This window comes from Nocardia sp. NPDC127606, assembly GCF_042671725.1.
GTDB lineage: Bacteria > Actinomycetota > Actinomycetes > Mycobacteriales > Mycobacteriaceae > Nocardia.
This window is the reverse complement of record NZ_JBHXWQ010000010.1, coordinates 183,675-197,893: the sequence shown is the minus strand read 5'-3', so window position 1 is coordinate 197,893 and position 14,219 is coordinate 183,675. Positions and strand designations below refer to the sequence as shown.

14 protein-coding genes and 1 pseudogene are annotated in these 14,219 nt (G+C 68.3%); 8 read left to right on the top strand and 7 right to left on the bottom strand.

Annotated features, from left to right (window positions below):
• Window positions 1-15: 15 nt before the first annotated feature.
• Both ACFVJ5_RS32075 and ACFVJ5_RS32070 read left to right on the top strand, forming a co-directional pair.
• The gene (locus ACFVJ5_RS32075) at window positions 16-492 is read left to right on the top strand and encodes an NUDIX domain-containing protein (RefSeq protein ID WP_379225964.1); all 477 of its coding nucleotides are present in this window, start codon (window positions 16-18) and stop codon (window positions 490-492) included.
• Window positions 493-512: 20 nt separating this feature from the next.
• Entirely contained in the window at window positions 513-944 is a 432-nt protein-coding gene (locus ACFVJ5_RS32070) for a nitroreductase family deazaflavin-dependent oxidoreductase (RefSeq protein ID WP_379225962.1), read from the top strand.
• A gap of 29 nt (window positions 945-973) precedes the next feature.
• On the opposite strand, the gene ACFVJ5_RS32065 is transcribed toward ACFVJ5_RS32070, so the two are convergent.
• Window positions 974-1,921: an AraC family transcriptional regulator gene (locus ACFVJ5_RS32065; RefSeq protein WP_379225960.1), complete on the bottom strand. Its 948-nt coding sequence runs from the start codon at window positions 1,919-1,921 to the stop codon at window positions 974-976.
• A gap of 68 nt (window positions 1,922-1,989) precedes the next feature.
• Between ACFVJ5_RS32065 and ACFVJ5_RS32060 the strand changes: the two genes are divergently transcribed.
• A complete protein-coding gene (locus ACFVJ5_RS32060; protein ID WP_379225958.1) occupies window positions 1,990-2,784 on the top strand; it encodes an NAD(P)H oxidoreductase in 795 nt (264 codons plus the stop codon).
• 105 nt (window positions 2,785-2,889) lie between these two features.
• Here the strand turns inward: ACFVJ5_RS32060 and ACFVJ5_RS32055 are convergent, their stop codons facing one another.
• Window positions 2,890-3,813 carry an NAD(P)-dependent oxidoreductase gene (locus ACFVJ5_RS32055; RefSeq protein WP_379225957.1) on the bottom strand — a complete coding sequence of 308 codons (924 nt, stop codon included), beginning with the start codon at window positions 3,811-3,813 and terminating at the stop codon, window positions 2,890-2,892.
• Window positions 3,814-3,834: 21 nt separating this feature from the next.
• Between ACFVJ5_RS32055 and ACFVJ5_RS32050 the strand changes: the two genes are divergently transcribed.
• Entirely contained in the window at window positions 3,835-4,191 is a 357-nt protein-coding gene (locus ACFVJ5_RS32050) for a winged helix-turn-helix transcriptional regulator (protein ID WP_379225955.1), read from the top strand.
• A gap of 80 nt (window positions 4,192-4,271) precedes the next feature.
• Here the strand turns inward: ACFVJ5_RS32050 and ACFVJ5_RS32045 are convergent, their stop codons facing one another.
• Window positions 4,272-5,108, bottom strand: coding sequence for a phosphoribosylaminoimidazolesuccinocarboxamide synthase (locus tag ACFVJ5_RS32045; RefSeq protein WP_379225953.1), 837 nt, complete (start codon window positions 5,106-5,108; stop codon window positions 4,272-4,274).
• A 185-nt stretch (window positions 5,109-5,293) separates the two neighbouring features.
• On the opposite strand from ACFVJ5_RS32045, the gene pepN reads away from it, so the two are divergent.
• The 3 genes from pepN (at window position 5,294) to ACFVJ5_RS32030 (ending at window position 9,532) form a co-directional block, all read left to right on the top strand.
• Window positions 5,294-7,885, top strand: a complete 2,592-nt coding sequence (pepN, locus tag ACFVJ5_RS32040) for an aminopeptidase N (RefSeq protein WP_379225951.1) — start codon at window positions 5,294-5,296, stop codon at window positions 7,883-7,885.
• A gap of 392 nt (window positions 7,886-8,277) precedes the next feature.
• Window positions 8,278-8,883 (top strand): ClpP family protease, encoded by a 606-nt coding sequence (locus tag ACFVJ5_RS32035; RefSeq protein WP_378972049.1) that lies wholly within the window; start codon window positions 8,278-8,280, stop codon window positions 8,881-8,883.
• Between the two features lie 58 nt (window positions 8,884-8,941).
• Entirely contained in the window at window positions 8,942-9,532 is a 591-nt protein-coding gene (locus tag ACFVJ5_RS32030) for a ClpP family protease (protein ID WP_379225949.1), read from the top strand.
• A gap of 128 nt (window positions 9,533-9,660) precedes the next feature.
• Here ACFVJ5_RS32030 and ACFVJ5_RS32025 read toward each other — a convergent pair whose 3' ends face one another.
• The 3 genes and pseudogenes from ACFVJ5_RS32025 to ACFVJ5_RS32015 all read right to left on the bottom strand — a co-directional run bounded on the left by ACFVJ5_RS32025 (window position 9,661) and on the right by ACFVJ5_RS32015 (window position 13,085).
• Window positions 9,661-10,494, bottom strand: coding sequence for an SDR family oxidoreductase (locus ACFVJ5_RS32025; RefSeq protein ID WP_379225947.1), 834 nt, complete (start codon window positions 10,492-10,494; stop codon window positions 9,661-9,663).
• An 847-nt stretch (window positions 10,495-11,341) separates the two neighbouring features.
• A pseudogene (locus ACFVJ5_RS32020) lies at window positions 11,342-12,004 on the bottom strand (flavin-containing monooxygenase); the annotation flags it as partial.
• 91 nt (window positions 12,005-12,095) lie between these two features.
• Complete coding sequence (locus tag ACFVJ5_RS32015; protein ID WP_379225945.1) at window positions 12,096-13,085, bottom strand: patatin-like phospholipase family protein; 990 nt, start codon at window positions 13,083-13,085, stop codon at window positions 12,096-12,098.
• Window positions 13,086-13,145: 60 nt separating this feature from the next.
• Between ACFVJ5_RS32015 and ACFVJ5_RS32010 the strand changes: the two genes are divergently transcribed.
• Entirely contained in the window at window positions 13,146-13,760 is a 615-nt protein-coding gene (locus ACFVJ5_RS32010) for a TetR/AcrR family transcriptional regulator (RefSeq protein WP_379225943.1), read from the top strand.
• 24 nt (window positions 13,761-13,784) lie between these two features.
• On the opposite strand, the gene ACFVJ5_RS32005 is transcribed toward ACFVJ5_RS32010, so the two are convergent.
• Window positions 13,785-14,186 (bottom strand): helix-turn-helix domain-containing protein, encoded by a 402-nt coding sequence (locus tag ACFVJ5_RS32005; protein ID WP_379225941.1) that lies wholly within the window; start codon window positions 14,184-14,186, stop codon window positions 13,785-13,787.
• Window positions 14,187-14,219 lie beyond the last annotated feature (33 nt).

The following is a 14,219-nucleotide window of genomic DNA, read 5'->3' as shown; positions in this document are numbered from 1 at the left end:
GGCAGACTCGCTCCGATGACGGACGTTTTCAGTGCGGGCGTGCTGGTGTATCGCCGTGTCGAGGCCGGGATCGAGGTGCTGCTCGGGCATATGGGTGGGCCGCTGTGGGCGAAGAAGGACGCGTCGGCGTGGTCGATTCCCAAGGGCGAGTACCTGTCCGAGGAAGAGTCCGCGCGCGACGCCGCCCGGCGGGAGTTCACCGAGGAACTCGGGCTGCCGGTGCCCGAGGGCGAGTGGATCGACCTCGGTGAGGTGAGTTATCGCAGCGGGACCAAGCGCAAGTACCTCACCGTGTGGGCGGTCGAGGGTGACCTCGACCCGGCCGACGTCGTGCCGGGCACATTCGAGATGGAGTGGCCGCCACGGTCGGGCAAGGTCGCGGAATTCCCCGAGATCGACCGGGCGGACTGGTTCGACCCCGCCACGGCGCAGGAAAAGCTCGGCAAAGGCCAGCGCCCCTTCCTCACCCGCCTCACCGATCAGCTGCACTGAGATCGGAGTAGATTTCAGCTATGCCCAGCGACCTGCAGCTGAAGATCATGAACAGAGTCCACCGCACACTGCTCACGGTGACCGGCGGCCGTATCGGCAACTCGTTCTTCGGGATGCCGTCCCTGCAACTCACCACGATCGGCCGCAAATCCGGCGAGCCGCGCAAGGTCATGCTGACCGCGCCGATCATCGACGGCGACACGATCGTCATCGTCGCCTCCCGCGGCGGCGACCCCACCCATCCCGCCTGGTTCGTGAACCTGCGCGACAACCCGAACGTCGAGGTGTCACTGCGCAACGGCCCCGTACGCCCGATGACAGCCCACGTCGCCACCCCCGACGAACGCGCGACACTGTGGCCTCGGGTCACCGCGGCCTACAAGGGCTACGCCGACTATCAGACGAAAACCACGCGCGAGATCCCCTTGGTCCTGCTCGCACCGAGGAACTGACCCACCTGCCGACGGGCACACAGCCCGCCCTACACCAGCGCGGCCCGGAACTCGGTGGGGCTCGTCCCGCGGAGTCGTTTGAAGGCCGCGCTGAAGCCGAACGCATCGGAATAGCCGACGGTGGTCGCTACCTGGGCGACGCTGCGCGCGGGGTCGGCGAGCAGTTCTTCGGCTTCGGCCATGCGCCATTCGGTGAGGTAGGCCAGTGGCGGTTCGCCCATCACTTCGGTGAAGCGCCGAGCGAACAGGGCGCGCGAGACCGCCGCCTCGGTGGCCAGGCTCGCCACGGTCCAGCGGTGGAACGGCCGGTCGTGGATGGCGGTGAGTGCCGGGCCGACGATCGGGTCGGCCATCCCCCGGTACCACGCCGGCGCGCAGTGCTGCTGTTCGGCGAGCCAGGAGCGCAGCGTGCAGACCAGCGCCCAGTCCAGCAGCCGATCCATCAGTGCCTGCGAGCCCGCGCTGAACCGGACCGCGTCGGCCGCGGATTGTTCGAGCCACAAGCACATTTCAGGGTCTTCGTGGACCACCATCACCTGCGGTAGCGCTCGCAACAGCCGTTCGTGGCGTCGCCCCGATGCCCGGTAGGCGCCGACGAGCAGCGAAGTCTCGCCCGGCGCACCGGTTGTCGATGGCGTGACGATCAATTCCGATGTCGCGCAACTGATGTCGGTGGGACCGAAGCCGTCCGGCACGAAACAGGACAGCTCGTAGCGCTCGTGCGGACGGTCGAGCGCGGCAGGCGTGTCCGCCAGGTGGAAGGGTTCACCCGCCTGCACGAGCGCGGTGTCACCGGCGATCAGACTCGTGCGTGATCCATCGGCGAGCACCAGCGTGCCGCCGCCACGCAGCACCGTCACCATGATCAGGGGCGCACGGTCGGCGAAGCGAATCGTCCACGGTGGGCGCAGCACGGCATGGGCCACGACCGATCCTTCGGCACGAATGCCGCTCAGCAACGAACTCAACGGGTCCACCCCACCAGCGTAGACGAATTCCTATCGACCGGAGATGATCACCCATAGATCGTCCACACGATCCGCGGTTGACTGAAGCGACCGGGCCGACCAGCCCGCACCCGATCGAACAGGAGCTCACCGTGACCCAGTCCGCCGCCACCACGACTGCCACCGCCGAACTGACCACCACCGGATCGAGTACCACCGATACCTCGGCACCGGGCCCCACCGCGCTCGTGGTCCTCGGCCACCATCGCTCCGACTCGCTGTCCGCCCATGTCGCCGACCGCGCCGCCGGCCGCCTCACCGCCGCCGGGTACACGGTCGATTTCCTCGATCTGCGGGCCGAGAACTTCGACCCGCGGATGACTGTCGCCGACCAGCCCGAGTGGGGCAATCGCGACAAGGTCTACTCCCCCACCGCCGAGGCGCACATGCGGCGCATGCTGGCCGCCGACGTCGTGGTCGTGGTGTTCCCGGTCTACTGGCAGAGTGTGCCCGCCCTGCTCAAAGGCTGGATCGATGCCGTATGGAACTACGGCTTCGCCTACGGCCGCAGCAAGCCGCGCCTGGCAGGCAAGCGCATCCTGTGGCTCGGATTGGCCGGGGCGACCGCCGATGACGCGATCATCCCCGGCATGCAGCAACTGCTGGAAGCCCAGCTCAACGAGGGCTTGGCCTACTACAGCGGTTTCGCGGACTCGCGGGTCGGCCTGCTCCCCGATGCCGAGGAGCAGCCCCAAAGTCTCGACGACAAAGGCAATCTCGTGATCGGCGAGGCGATCAGCGGGGACGCGCGGACCACCCACTACGCCGCCTTCGACGCGAAAGCCGAGGGCTTCGTCGACGCCTTGCTCGCCGCGAGTCGCGTCGCCGCCTGAAGCGACCGTTCGGCCGACCGGGCAACCGCTCCGGTCGGCCGAACACCAACCTCGGGTGCTGATCCCGCCGCCCACCGCAGGCTCTCGGTGGCGGCGCGAATCGGCTCAGAGCCCGGTGAGCGTACGGCGCAGCACACCGTAAAGGTCGGTGGACGTGCCTGATTCGACCGCCGCCTTGTCGATCAGATCGATGGCGGCGGCGGTGAATTCGTCGCTCTGGATCTGCACGTAGTCGGCGGGGGCGTCGATGCCGACGGCCTGCGCGGTCAGCGAGGTCGATATCGCCTGCAGGAACGGGACCATCAGCGCGGCCAGATGCGCCGCGGTACCGCCGGTGGTGCGAACCATCGTGCCGCCCTGGCGGAACGCGGCGAACATGGCATACATCCCGCCGAGGATCGACAGGTCGTACATCGCAGCGGCACCGAGATCCGCGCCGACGAATTCGGCCCTGCCGAACAGTTCCAGCACCGACCGGTGACGATCGAATGCCGCGGTCGCCCCGCTGTAGATCACGAGCGAAGCCGGGCCGCCGATCATCTCGGGCGATGCCATGATGCCGCCGTCGATCAGCTCGACCTCGTTGGCCGCGGCCCACCTGCCCAGCGAGCGCGCCTGCTCAGGAGTCGTCGTGGTCAGGTTGACTACCGTTCGGCCCCGCAGCAGCGCCGCGGCGGGCTCGATGTGCTCGCGCACGGCAGCATCGTCGAGGACACACAGGATGACCAGATCGGCCGCCGCCATCGCCTCGGCCGCGGTCGCGGCCACCCGCGCACCCTGCGCCACCAGCGCGTCGGCCCGCGACGCGGTGCGGTTCCACACCACCACCTGGTGACCGCCCGCCAACAGCGCCTTCGCCAGCGCGGTGCCCATCGCCCCGAGACCGATCAACGAAACATGCTGTGCCGACTTGGAATTCGTCATGACTGCCTTCGCGTCGAAGTTCTTGCTGCCGGTTCGGCAACGCACTTCCAGATTCGCCCGCTGCGCTACAATCGACAAGTACCGACTATGAAGTGCAATACCCACTAAAAGGTAAGTAAGGACATCATGCCGCAGCGAGTGCGTCCGTATTCCTGCGAACTCGACGCCGCCCTGGACGTCGTCGGCGGTAAGTGGAAAGCGCTGATCCTGTGGGCCCTGTCCACCGGTACCCAGCGCTTCGGCGATCTGAAACGCCTCATTCCCGGCGTGACCGAGAAAATGCTGATCCAGCAACTGCGCGAGCTCGAACACGACGGGATCATCCATCGCGAGGTCTACGCGCAGGTTCCCCCGAAGGTGGAGTACTCACTCACCGACCGCGGAGTGTCACTCAACGCGGCCCTTGCCACACTCGGCGCGTGGGGCAGGGAGAACATGGACCACATCTGCGCGGTCAAAGGCGTCGACGCACCCGTGCACTGACACAGGACCACGCCGAGCGGGCGCCGCGCCTCACGGGCCGAGTACGGTGGCGCCGATGCATCGACCGGCACCGCCTCAGCTCACGGCTGGATTCCCGCCCACTTCTGACCGGTGATGCGCTCGTAGGCCTCTTCGTACTTACGGCGAGTACCTTCGACGACATCGGCGGGGATCTCCGGGCCGGGGTATTCCTTGTTCCAACCGGTGGAGGTCGACCAGTCGCGCACGAACTGCTTGTCGAAGGAGCTCTGGGCGCGGCCCGGCTCCCACTCGTCGGCGGGCCAGAAACGCGAGGAGTCCGAGGTCAGCACCTCGTCACCGAGGGTGAGAACATCACCGTCCCACCCGAATTCGACCTTCGTATCGGCCACGATCACGCCGGCCTTCGCCGCGTGCTCGGCCCCGCGCGAGTAGATCTCGAGGGTCAGATCGCGCAGCTTCTCGGCGACCTCACGGCCCTCCTGGTTCACCACATCGGCGAAACTGATCGCCTCGTCGTGTCCCTCGGACGCCTTCGTCGACGGCGTGAAGATCGGCTCGGGCAGCTTGTCGCCATCACGCAACCCCGCGGGCAGCGCGATCCCCGACACGGTCCCCGACCGCTGGTATTCCTTGAGGCCCGACCCGGTCAGATACCCCCGCGCGATGCACTCGACAGCCAGCATCTTCAACGGCTTCACCCGGATCCCGCGCCCGGCGAACTCCGCGGGCACGTCGGTCGCCGAGACCACGTGGTTCGGGATTCCGGTGAAGTACTCGAACCACCAGTTCGACAGCTGCGTCAGCAGCGCGCCCTTGTCCGGAATCGACGTCGGCAGCACCACGTCGTAGACCGACACCCGGTCCGACGCGACGAGCAGCAGGGTGTCGCCGTCCTCGTAGAGGTCACGAACTTTCCCGGCGTGCACATGCTTCAACGTCGAGCCTCCGAATCTCCGGTGCGGTACCTGCGGGTTTCCCCGAACTCTACCGGCCCGCCCGGAGCCGGTATCAGGCCTACCCGGCCCACCCGTCGCCGGAAACTCGTGAGCGGGCGCCGACGGCAAGTGGCATTGTGGACGCCGAACTACCGTGCCGTGTTCGTCGACGACGAAGGAGATCAATGTCCGCCCCGAATCTCACCCGCGACCAGGCGGTCGAACGCGCGGCCGTGGTGGCCGTGCAGAACTACCGGATCGAACTCGACCTCACCGATCAGCCGCGCGGAGCGGGGTCCGAGGTGTCGGACACCTTCGGGTCGACGACCACTGTCAGCTTCACCGCCACCCCCGGTGCGAGCACCTACATCGATCTGGTCGCGCCGCGCGTGCGGTCGGCCGTGCTCAACGGAGTCGCGCTCGATGTGAGTGCCTATGACGAGTCGACCGGGATCGCGTTGCCGGGTCTGGCCGAGAACAACGAGCTGGTGGTCGAGGCCGACTGCGAGTACTCGCATACCGGCGAGGGTCTGCACCGGTTCGTCGACCCGACCGACGACAACGTGTACCTGTACTCGCAGTTCGAGACCGCTGACGCCAAGCGGATGTTCGCCTGCTTCGATCAGCCCGATCTCAAGGCCACCTTCGACATCGTCGCCACCGCGCCCGAGGACTGGGTGGTGATCTCCAACGGCGCCGATATCGAACAGCACAAGGTCGGCGCGGTCGTGCGCCACACCTTCGCCACCACCCCGCGGATGAGCACCTACCTGGTCGCCATGATCGCGGGCCCGTACGCGAAGTGGTCCGACACCTTCACCGACGCGAGCGGCGAGATCCCGCTGGGTCTGTACTGCCGTGCGTCGCTGGCCGACCACATGGACGCCGAGCGCCTGTTCACCGAGACCAAGCAGGGTTTCGAGTTCTACCACAACAACTTCGGCGTGCCGTACGCCTTCGGCAAGTACGACCAGCTGTTCGTGCCGGAGTTCAACGCGGGCGCGATGGAGAACGCCGGCGCTGTCACCTTCCTCGAGGACTACGTGTTCCGGTCCAAGGTGACCCGGGCGTCCTACGAGCGTCGCGCCGAGACCGTGCTGCACGAGATGGCGCACATGTGGTTCGGCGATCTGGTCACCATGAAGTGGTGGGACGACCTGTGGCTGAACGAGTCGTTCGCGACCTTCGCCTCGGTGCTGTGCCAGGCCGAGGCCACCGAATACACCAGCGCCTGGACCACTTTCGCGAACGTGGAGAAGTCCTGGGCCTACCGCCAGGACCAGCTGCCCTCGACCCACCCGATCGCCGCCGACATCCCCGACCTGCACGCGGTGGAGGTCAACTTCGACGGAATCACCTATGCCAAGGGCGCTTCGGTGCTCAAGCAGCTCGTCGCCTATGTCGGGCTGCAGCCGTTCCTGGCGGGCCTGCGCGACTACTTCGCCGAACATGCCTACGGCAACGCCACTTTCGACGATCTGCTCGCGGCGCTGGAGAAGGCGTCGGGGCGTGACCTGTCGGACTGGGGCGCGCAATGGCTCAAGACCACCGGCCTCAACATCCTTCGCCCCGATTTCGCCGTCGCCTCCGACGGCACGTTCTCGAGCTTCGCGGTCGAGCAGGAAGGCGCCGCGCCCGGCGCGGGCGAGTACCGCGTGCACCGGATCGCCATCGGTGTCTACGACGATGTCGACGGCAAGCTGGTGCGTACCAAGCGAGTCGAACTCGACCTCGACGCCGCCGCGCGCACCGAGGTGCCCGAGCTCGTCGGCGTGCCGCGCGGTGCGCTGGTACTGGTCAACGACGACGACCTCACCTACTGCTCGCTGCGCCTCGACCCCGATTCGCTCGACGTGGTCGTGCAGCGCGTCGGTGACATCGCCGACTCGCTGCCGCGCACGCTGGCCTGGTCGGCAGCCTGGGAGATGACCCGTCAGGCCGAGATGAAGGCCCGCGATTTCGTGGCGCTCGTGCAGCGCGGAATCGGCTCCGAATCCGAGATCGGGGTGGTGCAGCGGCTGCTCATGCAGGCCAACACCGCCATTTCGAGCTACGCCGACCCGGCGTGGGCCGACCAGGAAGGCTGGGCGGCATACGCCGACCGGCTGCTCGAGCTGGCCCGCGCCGCCGAGGCGGGTTCGGACCATCAGCTCGCCTTCGTCAACGCGTTGACCGGGGCGAAGCTGGCATCGCGCCACATCGAGGTGCTGGCGCAGCTCCTCGATGCCGACCCGGCCGCAGCCGGGCTGCCCGGTCTCACGGTCGACACCGACCTGCGCTGGCGCGTCATCACCGCGCTGGCCGCCGCGGGCCAGATCGACGCCGACGGTCTGGCCTCCCCGACCATCGACGCCGAACTGCAAGGCGACCCGACCGCGGCGGGCAAGCGCCAGGCGGCCACCGCGGCCACCGCACGCCCGATCCCCGAGGTCAAGGCACAGGCGTGGGACACGGTGATGGGCGACGACTCGGTGCCCAACATCACCGCCCGCGCCATCGTCGGCGGGTTCGCACCGGCCGGTCAGGGTGCGGTACTCGCACCGTACGTGGACAAGTACTTCGCCGAGATCCCCGCGGTCTGGGACCGCCGCTCGAGCGAGGTCGCCCAGACCGTCGTGATCGGCCTGTACCCCCACTGGGCGATCACCGAGGAAGCGGTCACCAAGGCCGACGAGTTCCTCGCAGGCGACCACCCGCCCGCCCTGTACCGCCTCGTCTCCGAGGGCCGCGCAGGCATCGAACGCTCCCTGCGCGCAAGGGAATTCGACGCGAAGTAAGAACACACCGGTGGAAGGCGGCCGGACAATCCCGCCGCCTTCCCCGTGCCTCCCCCAGCCTGTCCCCCTCTTCAACACCCCACCCATCCAACCCACCCACCGCACTCCCGACCCCTAGGGAGGGACGGCCACGAAGTGGCCGGTCCGCGGCCGGGCCGCCGGTCAGGCGCCGTTGCGTACGCGACGAAGGAGCAAGCCCCGGTGCCTGACCGGCGGCCCCTCAGGGCCGCGGACACGCGCGCGCCAGCGCGCCAACAAACACAGCCCCAAACCTGCCTGGGACTACCGAACCCCGAATCCGCAGCCCTACCGCGGAATCCACGCTGCTGAGAGCAGATCCGCCCACAGCAGCATCGGCAGCGAATCACCTGTCCGCGAGGCACCGTGGACCCATGGCACACGACGACAAGACCCCGATGTTCAGCTGGCGAGCCCGCGAACAACTGTTCGGCCGCCGGATCCTCGTTCTCGACGGCCCCCTCGACGACGACAACGGCACCCTGCTCATCACCCAACTACTCACCCTCGGCGCTCAGAGCCCCGAGGCCGGGATCTCGCTGTGGATCCACTCCCCGGGCGGCTCGGTGCCGTCGATGCTGGCGATCCGCGACGTGATGCGGCTGGTGCCGTGCGAGGTCTCGACACTCGCCCTCGGATTAGCGTGCAGCGCAGGACAATTCCTGCTGTCGTCCGGCACGCCGGGTAAGCGCTACGCCCTGCCGCACGCCCGAGTCCTCATGCACCAGGGATCGGCGGGCATCGGCGGTAGCGCGGTGGAGGTGGAGGTGCAGGCCGACGACCTGCGCTACACCGTCGACACGGTGCTGGGCCTCATCGCCGACGACACCGGCCAGCCTTTCGACCGCGTGTACGAGGACTCCCTGCACGACCGCTGGTTCACCGCACCCCAGGCACTCGAATACGGGTTCATCGACCACATCGTCGAATCCTTCGATCAGGTCGTCCCGAACCGCCACCGCATCGGCATCACCGCATGAGAGTTGTTGCCGCGCAGCCTCACTCCACCTCGTTCCGCACCGTCCGGAAGGCGCTCTCATGACCTATACGATTCCCAATGTCGTGTCGCAGCATCGCGGCGGCGGTGAGCGGATCACCGACATCTACTCGCACCTGCTCAGCGAACGCATCGTCTACCTGGGCACCCCCATCGACTCCGGCGTCGCCAACGCGCTCATCGCCCAGCTGCTGCACCTGGAATCCGACAGCCCCGGCCAGGCGATCAGCCTCTACATCAACTGCGAGGGCGGCGACCTGTCCGCCATGCTCGCCGTGTACGACACCATGCGATTCATCAAGGCGCCGGTGCACACCACCTGTGTCGGCCAGGCGATCGCCGTCGGTGCCGTCCTGCTCGCCGGCGGCGCGCCCGGCCACCGCGCGATGCTCCCGCACACTCGAATCGTGTTGCACCAACCGGCGACTCGCGGCCAGGGCACCATTCCCGACCTGATCCTGCAGGCCGACGAGATCGTCCGGATGCGCGCGGCGATCGAGGCGATCCTGTCCAGGCACACCGGCCAGACTCCGGAAACCCTGCGCCGTGATACCGACCGGGACCGGGTCTTCACCGCCGAGACCGCGCTCGAATACGGTCTGGTCGACCAGGTCCTGCACGAGCGCGAGTGATCGCCCGCTCCCGCTTCGCCGACCACGCTGGACAGTCACTGTCGACCGGATCCGATCCGAATCCCGGCGAGTGACGGTCCAGCGTGGCAGTTGCGGTTCGCCCGCCGGACACCCGAGTGGTGGTTACCTCACTGCTTTTCGATGCGGTCCAGGTACACGCGACGAGCGTTGTCGTCGACGCGGGTGATCGCGGCGTCGTCGTTGGCCACCTTGCGCAAAGCCCGCATCACCGGCTCCGGCACGAGACCGGACGCGTTGGCCAGCACGCCGACATACCCGGGCACCGCGGTCTCGGCCGCGCGGGTCCTGACCGTGCGGACCACGGCGGCGGCGATGTCTTCGGGGTCGACGGCGGGCAGGATGCCGTAGTCGATACCGGAGCTGAGTTCGGTGCGCACCGCGGACGGGAGGACCGCGCTCACACTGACTCCGGTGGCGTCCATCTCCAGCCTGGTGGCAGCGGTCAGGCCGACCACCGCGTACTTGCTGGCGTTGTACACGGCCAGCCCCTTGATCGGGAACTTACCCGCCAGCGAGGCCACGTTCACAACGTGGCCGTAGCCCCGCGCGACCATGCCGGGCAGGGCCAGCCGCATGCCGTGGATGACGCCGTAGACGTTGACGTCCATCGTGAGCTGGTCGATGCGGTCGGACTGTTCGAGGAACGCACCGTTCGGCATCACGCCGGCATTGTTCACCAGCACGTCCAGCGGGCCGCGCCACTGGGCAGTCGCATCGAGAAACGCCGTGTAGGAGGCCTTGTCGGTGACGTCGAGCGCGTGGCCGATCGCGTGGTCGCCGATCTCGGCGGCGGCCTGCACAGCCAGCGCTTCGTCGAGGTCACCGAGCGCGACGAACGCGCCTTGCTCGACGAACGCCTTGGCCGTGGCGAGTCCGATGCCGCGCGCGGCGCCGGTGATCGCGATGGTGGCGCCGTCGAGGTCGATTCGTGGGTAGCTCATGTCGTGGCCTCTCGTCGGTTGTTCGTGCGGGCGCTCATGCGGGCACCGTCGCGTCGTGGGTGATGGTGAAGTCGGCGGGGTCGAACGCACTGACCCGGGTGGTGAGCTCGCCGGTGGACCAGGGCCAGCTGAAACTGTTGCGGCCGTTGGCATCCATGTAGTAGCTGTGGCAACCACCCGCGTTGTAGACGGTGCTCGCCAGCGCGGTTTGCACCTGGTCGACGTAGCGCGCCTGCACCTCGGGACGCACGTCCAGCCCCGCCCAGCCTTCGCGGCGGGCCCGCTCGATGGCCGAGACGAGGAAGGCGACCTGGGCTTCGAGAATGGCGAACGCCGACGAGTGGCCGGTGCCGAGGCTGGGGCCGAGCACGGTGAACGAGTTGGGGAAACCGGTGGTGACGGTGCCGAGGTAGGCCTCGGGCGAGCCCTTCCAGTGCTCGGCCAAAGTGCGGCCGTCGGCGCCGCGCACGATGTCGGCCAGCGGGGTGTCGAGGATGTGGAAGCCGGTGCCGAGGATGACGGCGTCGACCTCGGCGGTGGTGCCGTCGACGCCGACCACGGTGTTGCCGCGGAATTCGGCGACCCCGGTGGCGTGCACGTCGACGTTGCCCTTGGTCAGCGACTGGAGATAGCTGTTGGAGAACAGGATTCGCTTGCAGCCGAGCAGGTAGTCCGGCCGCAGCTTGGCCCGCAGTGCCGGATCACGCACCACGGCACGCAGATACGCCGAGCCCACGGCCTGCACGGTCTGCATCAGCGGCCGCGGATGCCGGAACGCCACCCCGAGACCTTCCATCAGCGCGTACTCGGTGGAGCGCAAGGCCTTGTGCGCGAACGGGAATCGGCGCATCACCTTCTTCTCGAAGGCGGGCACGCGGTGATCGAGTTTCGGCAGCACCCACTGCGCGGTGCGCTGGAACAGGTGCAGTTCGGCGACCTCGGGCTGGATCGCGGGCACGAACTGCACCGCGGACGCACCGGACCCGACCACCGCGACCCGCTTGCCACGCAGGTCGTAATCGTGGTTCCAGCGCGCGGAATGGAAGACCTCGCCGGGGAATTCGGCCAGACCCGGAATCTCGGGCAGGCGCGGTTCGTTCCACGGACCCGCGGCCGACACGACGAAGCGGGCACTCAGCGGGCCCTCGCTGGTCTCCAGCCGCCACAGTTGCGCCGACTCGTCGAACCGCGAACCGACCACTTCCACCCCGAAACGGGTGTGTTCGGCCAGCCCGTGCTCGCGCGCCACCCGGTCGACATAGTCGAGGATCTCGGGCTGGGGCGCGAACAGCCGCGACCACTCGCTGTTCGGCGCGAAGGAGAACGAGTACAGGCCGGACGGCACATCACAGGCACAGCCGGGATAGGTGTTGGCCCGCCACGTGCCGCCGAAGGTTTCGGCCTTCTCGACGATCACCACGTCCTCGACCCCGGCCTCGATCAACTTGATCGCCGCACAGATCCCGGAAACTCCCGCTCCGATCACAACAACCTCGTGATGGCGGCTCATACAACTTCTCCTTCGAACGAAACGAGTGGTGCGCCGACCTCGACGCGAGAGCTGACAGGATCCGGGACGCGGCGCTTGCGCGTCGGGCGGATCATGCGGGTCGGCCCGCGGCGGAGACGCGCAGCGCCTCGGCGACCCGGGCCGCGACGCTGCGGCGGGCAGCGGCGATGGTGGCCGGTCGGCGGGCCGAATCCATGAAGTTCGGGCCCATCGCGGCCAGTTCCTCGGGGCCCGGTTCGACGCGGATCACGCGGGTGCCCGCGGCGCGCAGCAGAGCGACTTCGCGATCCAGACCGCGGGTCATCTGCGAGCGGAGCAGGCGCTCGACCCGGTTCAGGCCGGTGGCCGGTGCGCCGCCCTCGGACGTCATCGGGGCGATGACCACCACCTCGTCGAGGTCCAGCGGCACCAGCAGATCGGCCGACACCGACGACACCGAACCGCCGTCGACGTAGTTCTTGCCGCCGATCCGCACGGGCGGGAACCAGCCGGGAATGGCCCAGGACGCGGCGATCGCATCACCCAGATCGACCGCCTGCGCACCGGCGGCGACCGACCTTCCGGCCGTCGCGATGGGAGTGTCACCCGCGCCGAAGGCAACTCGCGCACCCGTTGCCGCGTCGGCGCCGACGATCCAGGTCGCGGAGTGGCGCACCCAGCCGCTCGGGCCGGCCAGCGCATGACCGAAGGAACGCAACCAGTCGGCGTCACCGCCGCCGCGCGGCAGGAGTCCGGCCAGCGCGGTGTACGGCGAGCGAGCGCGCAGGCCGGCGCCGACCAGGCCGAAGCCGGGGAATCCGAGCCCCGGGAGCGGGGGAACCTTGCCCGGATCGACGGCGACGTGCGCGGCCAGGATCGGGTCGGCATCCGGGGACGCGTCGAGGGCGGCGAGCAGGTCGGCGGGGGTGCGCCCGGAGCCGAGGGCCGCTACCAGTTCCGCGCCCGCGGAGGTGCCGATCAGGACATCGGCGGTGCGAATGTCCCAGTTCAGCGCGCGTTCGACAGCGTCGAGGGCTACGGCGGTCCAGGCGAAGCCGAGCAGGCCACCACAGCCGATCGCTACGCCACGTCGTGTAGTCATATTTCGAATACTAACGGTATTTGAATTCCAGCGGTAGCCCATTTTGCTAAACTCCTGCACATGGCCAGGATGACGCGCAAGGAGTCGCACGCCCTCACGCGTGAACGACTGGTCGAAACAGCCAAACGGCTGTTCATGGCCGACGGCTACAACGTGACCCCGCTGGAGAAGGTGGCCACCGAGGCCGGGTTCTCCAAGGGCGCGGTGTACTCCAACTTCGCGACCAAGCACGAATTGGGCCTGGCCGTGCTCGACGTCGTCCACGTGGAGCGCGCCCAGTCGCTCGTGGACGCGATGCTGACGCACGACGCCATGGCGGAGCGGATCGAAGGATTCGCGCGATGGGCCGACGAGAACATCGGTGATGTCGGCTGGACCGCACTGGAAGTCGAGTTCGCGACGAGCACCCGGCACATGCCCGAGATCCGCACCGAACTCGCCGAGCGCCGACGCACCCTGACGGCGATGCTCGCCTCAGTGATCCAGACGCAGGCCGATCAACTCGGCCTCGAACTCCCACTTCCCGCGGAAGACGCCGCGCTGCAACTACTCTCGCTCGGTATCGGCCTCGGCGTGCAGCGCGCGATCGACCCCGAACTCCCCGTCAGCGCGATCGTCGACCTACTCCGCAGCCAGATCGCCGCCAGCCGCACGAGCGCGGCAGTGGACGGCTGATCGCCACGGCCCGGTGAGAGCCGATCAGGCGGCGAGCAGGACCGCGTTCGGGGCCAGCGCGATAGGAGCGGAGCTCGAAGGGGCGATCTGGCGTTGCCCGCCCAGCACGACCGCGCGCGTCGGAACGAGGGCGTGCCTGCGCATGGAGTCGGCTACCTGCGCGACGAGATCCCCCAGCGAAGTACCGAGGGCGCCGGCCAGGGCGGCGATCATCTCGCTCGACGGCTCCTTGCGCCCGCGCTCGACCTCGGAGAGGTACTGCGGCGAGATGCCCGCCCGGCCCGCGGTGTCGACGAGGGTGGAGCGCTGTTCCAGGCGCAGCGCGCGCAGCCGTTCACCCAGCGCCTCACGCCAGAGTGGTTCCGGCCGCGACTGCTGTTCGCCGCGTCCGCCTGGAATCACCCGCAACCCGCTGTGCTCGCCCATACTCCGAGCGTAGGGATCCCGCGCCCGAAACAC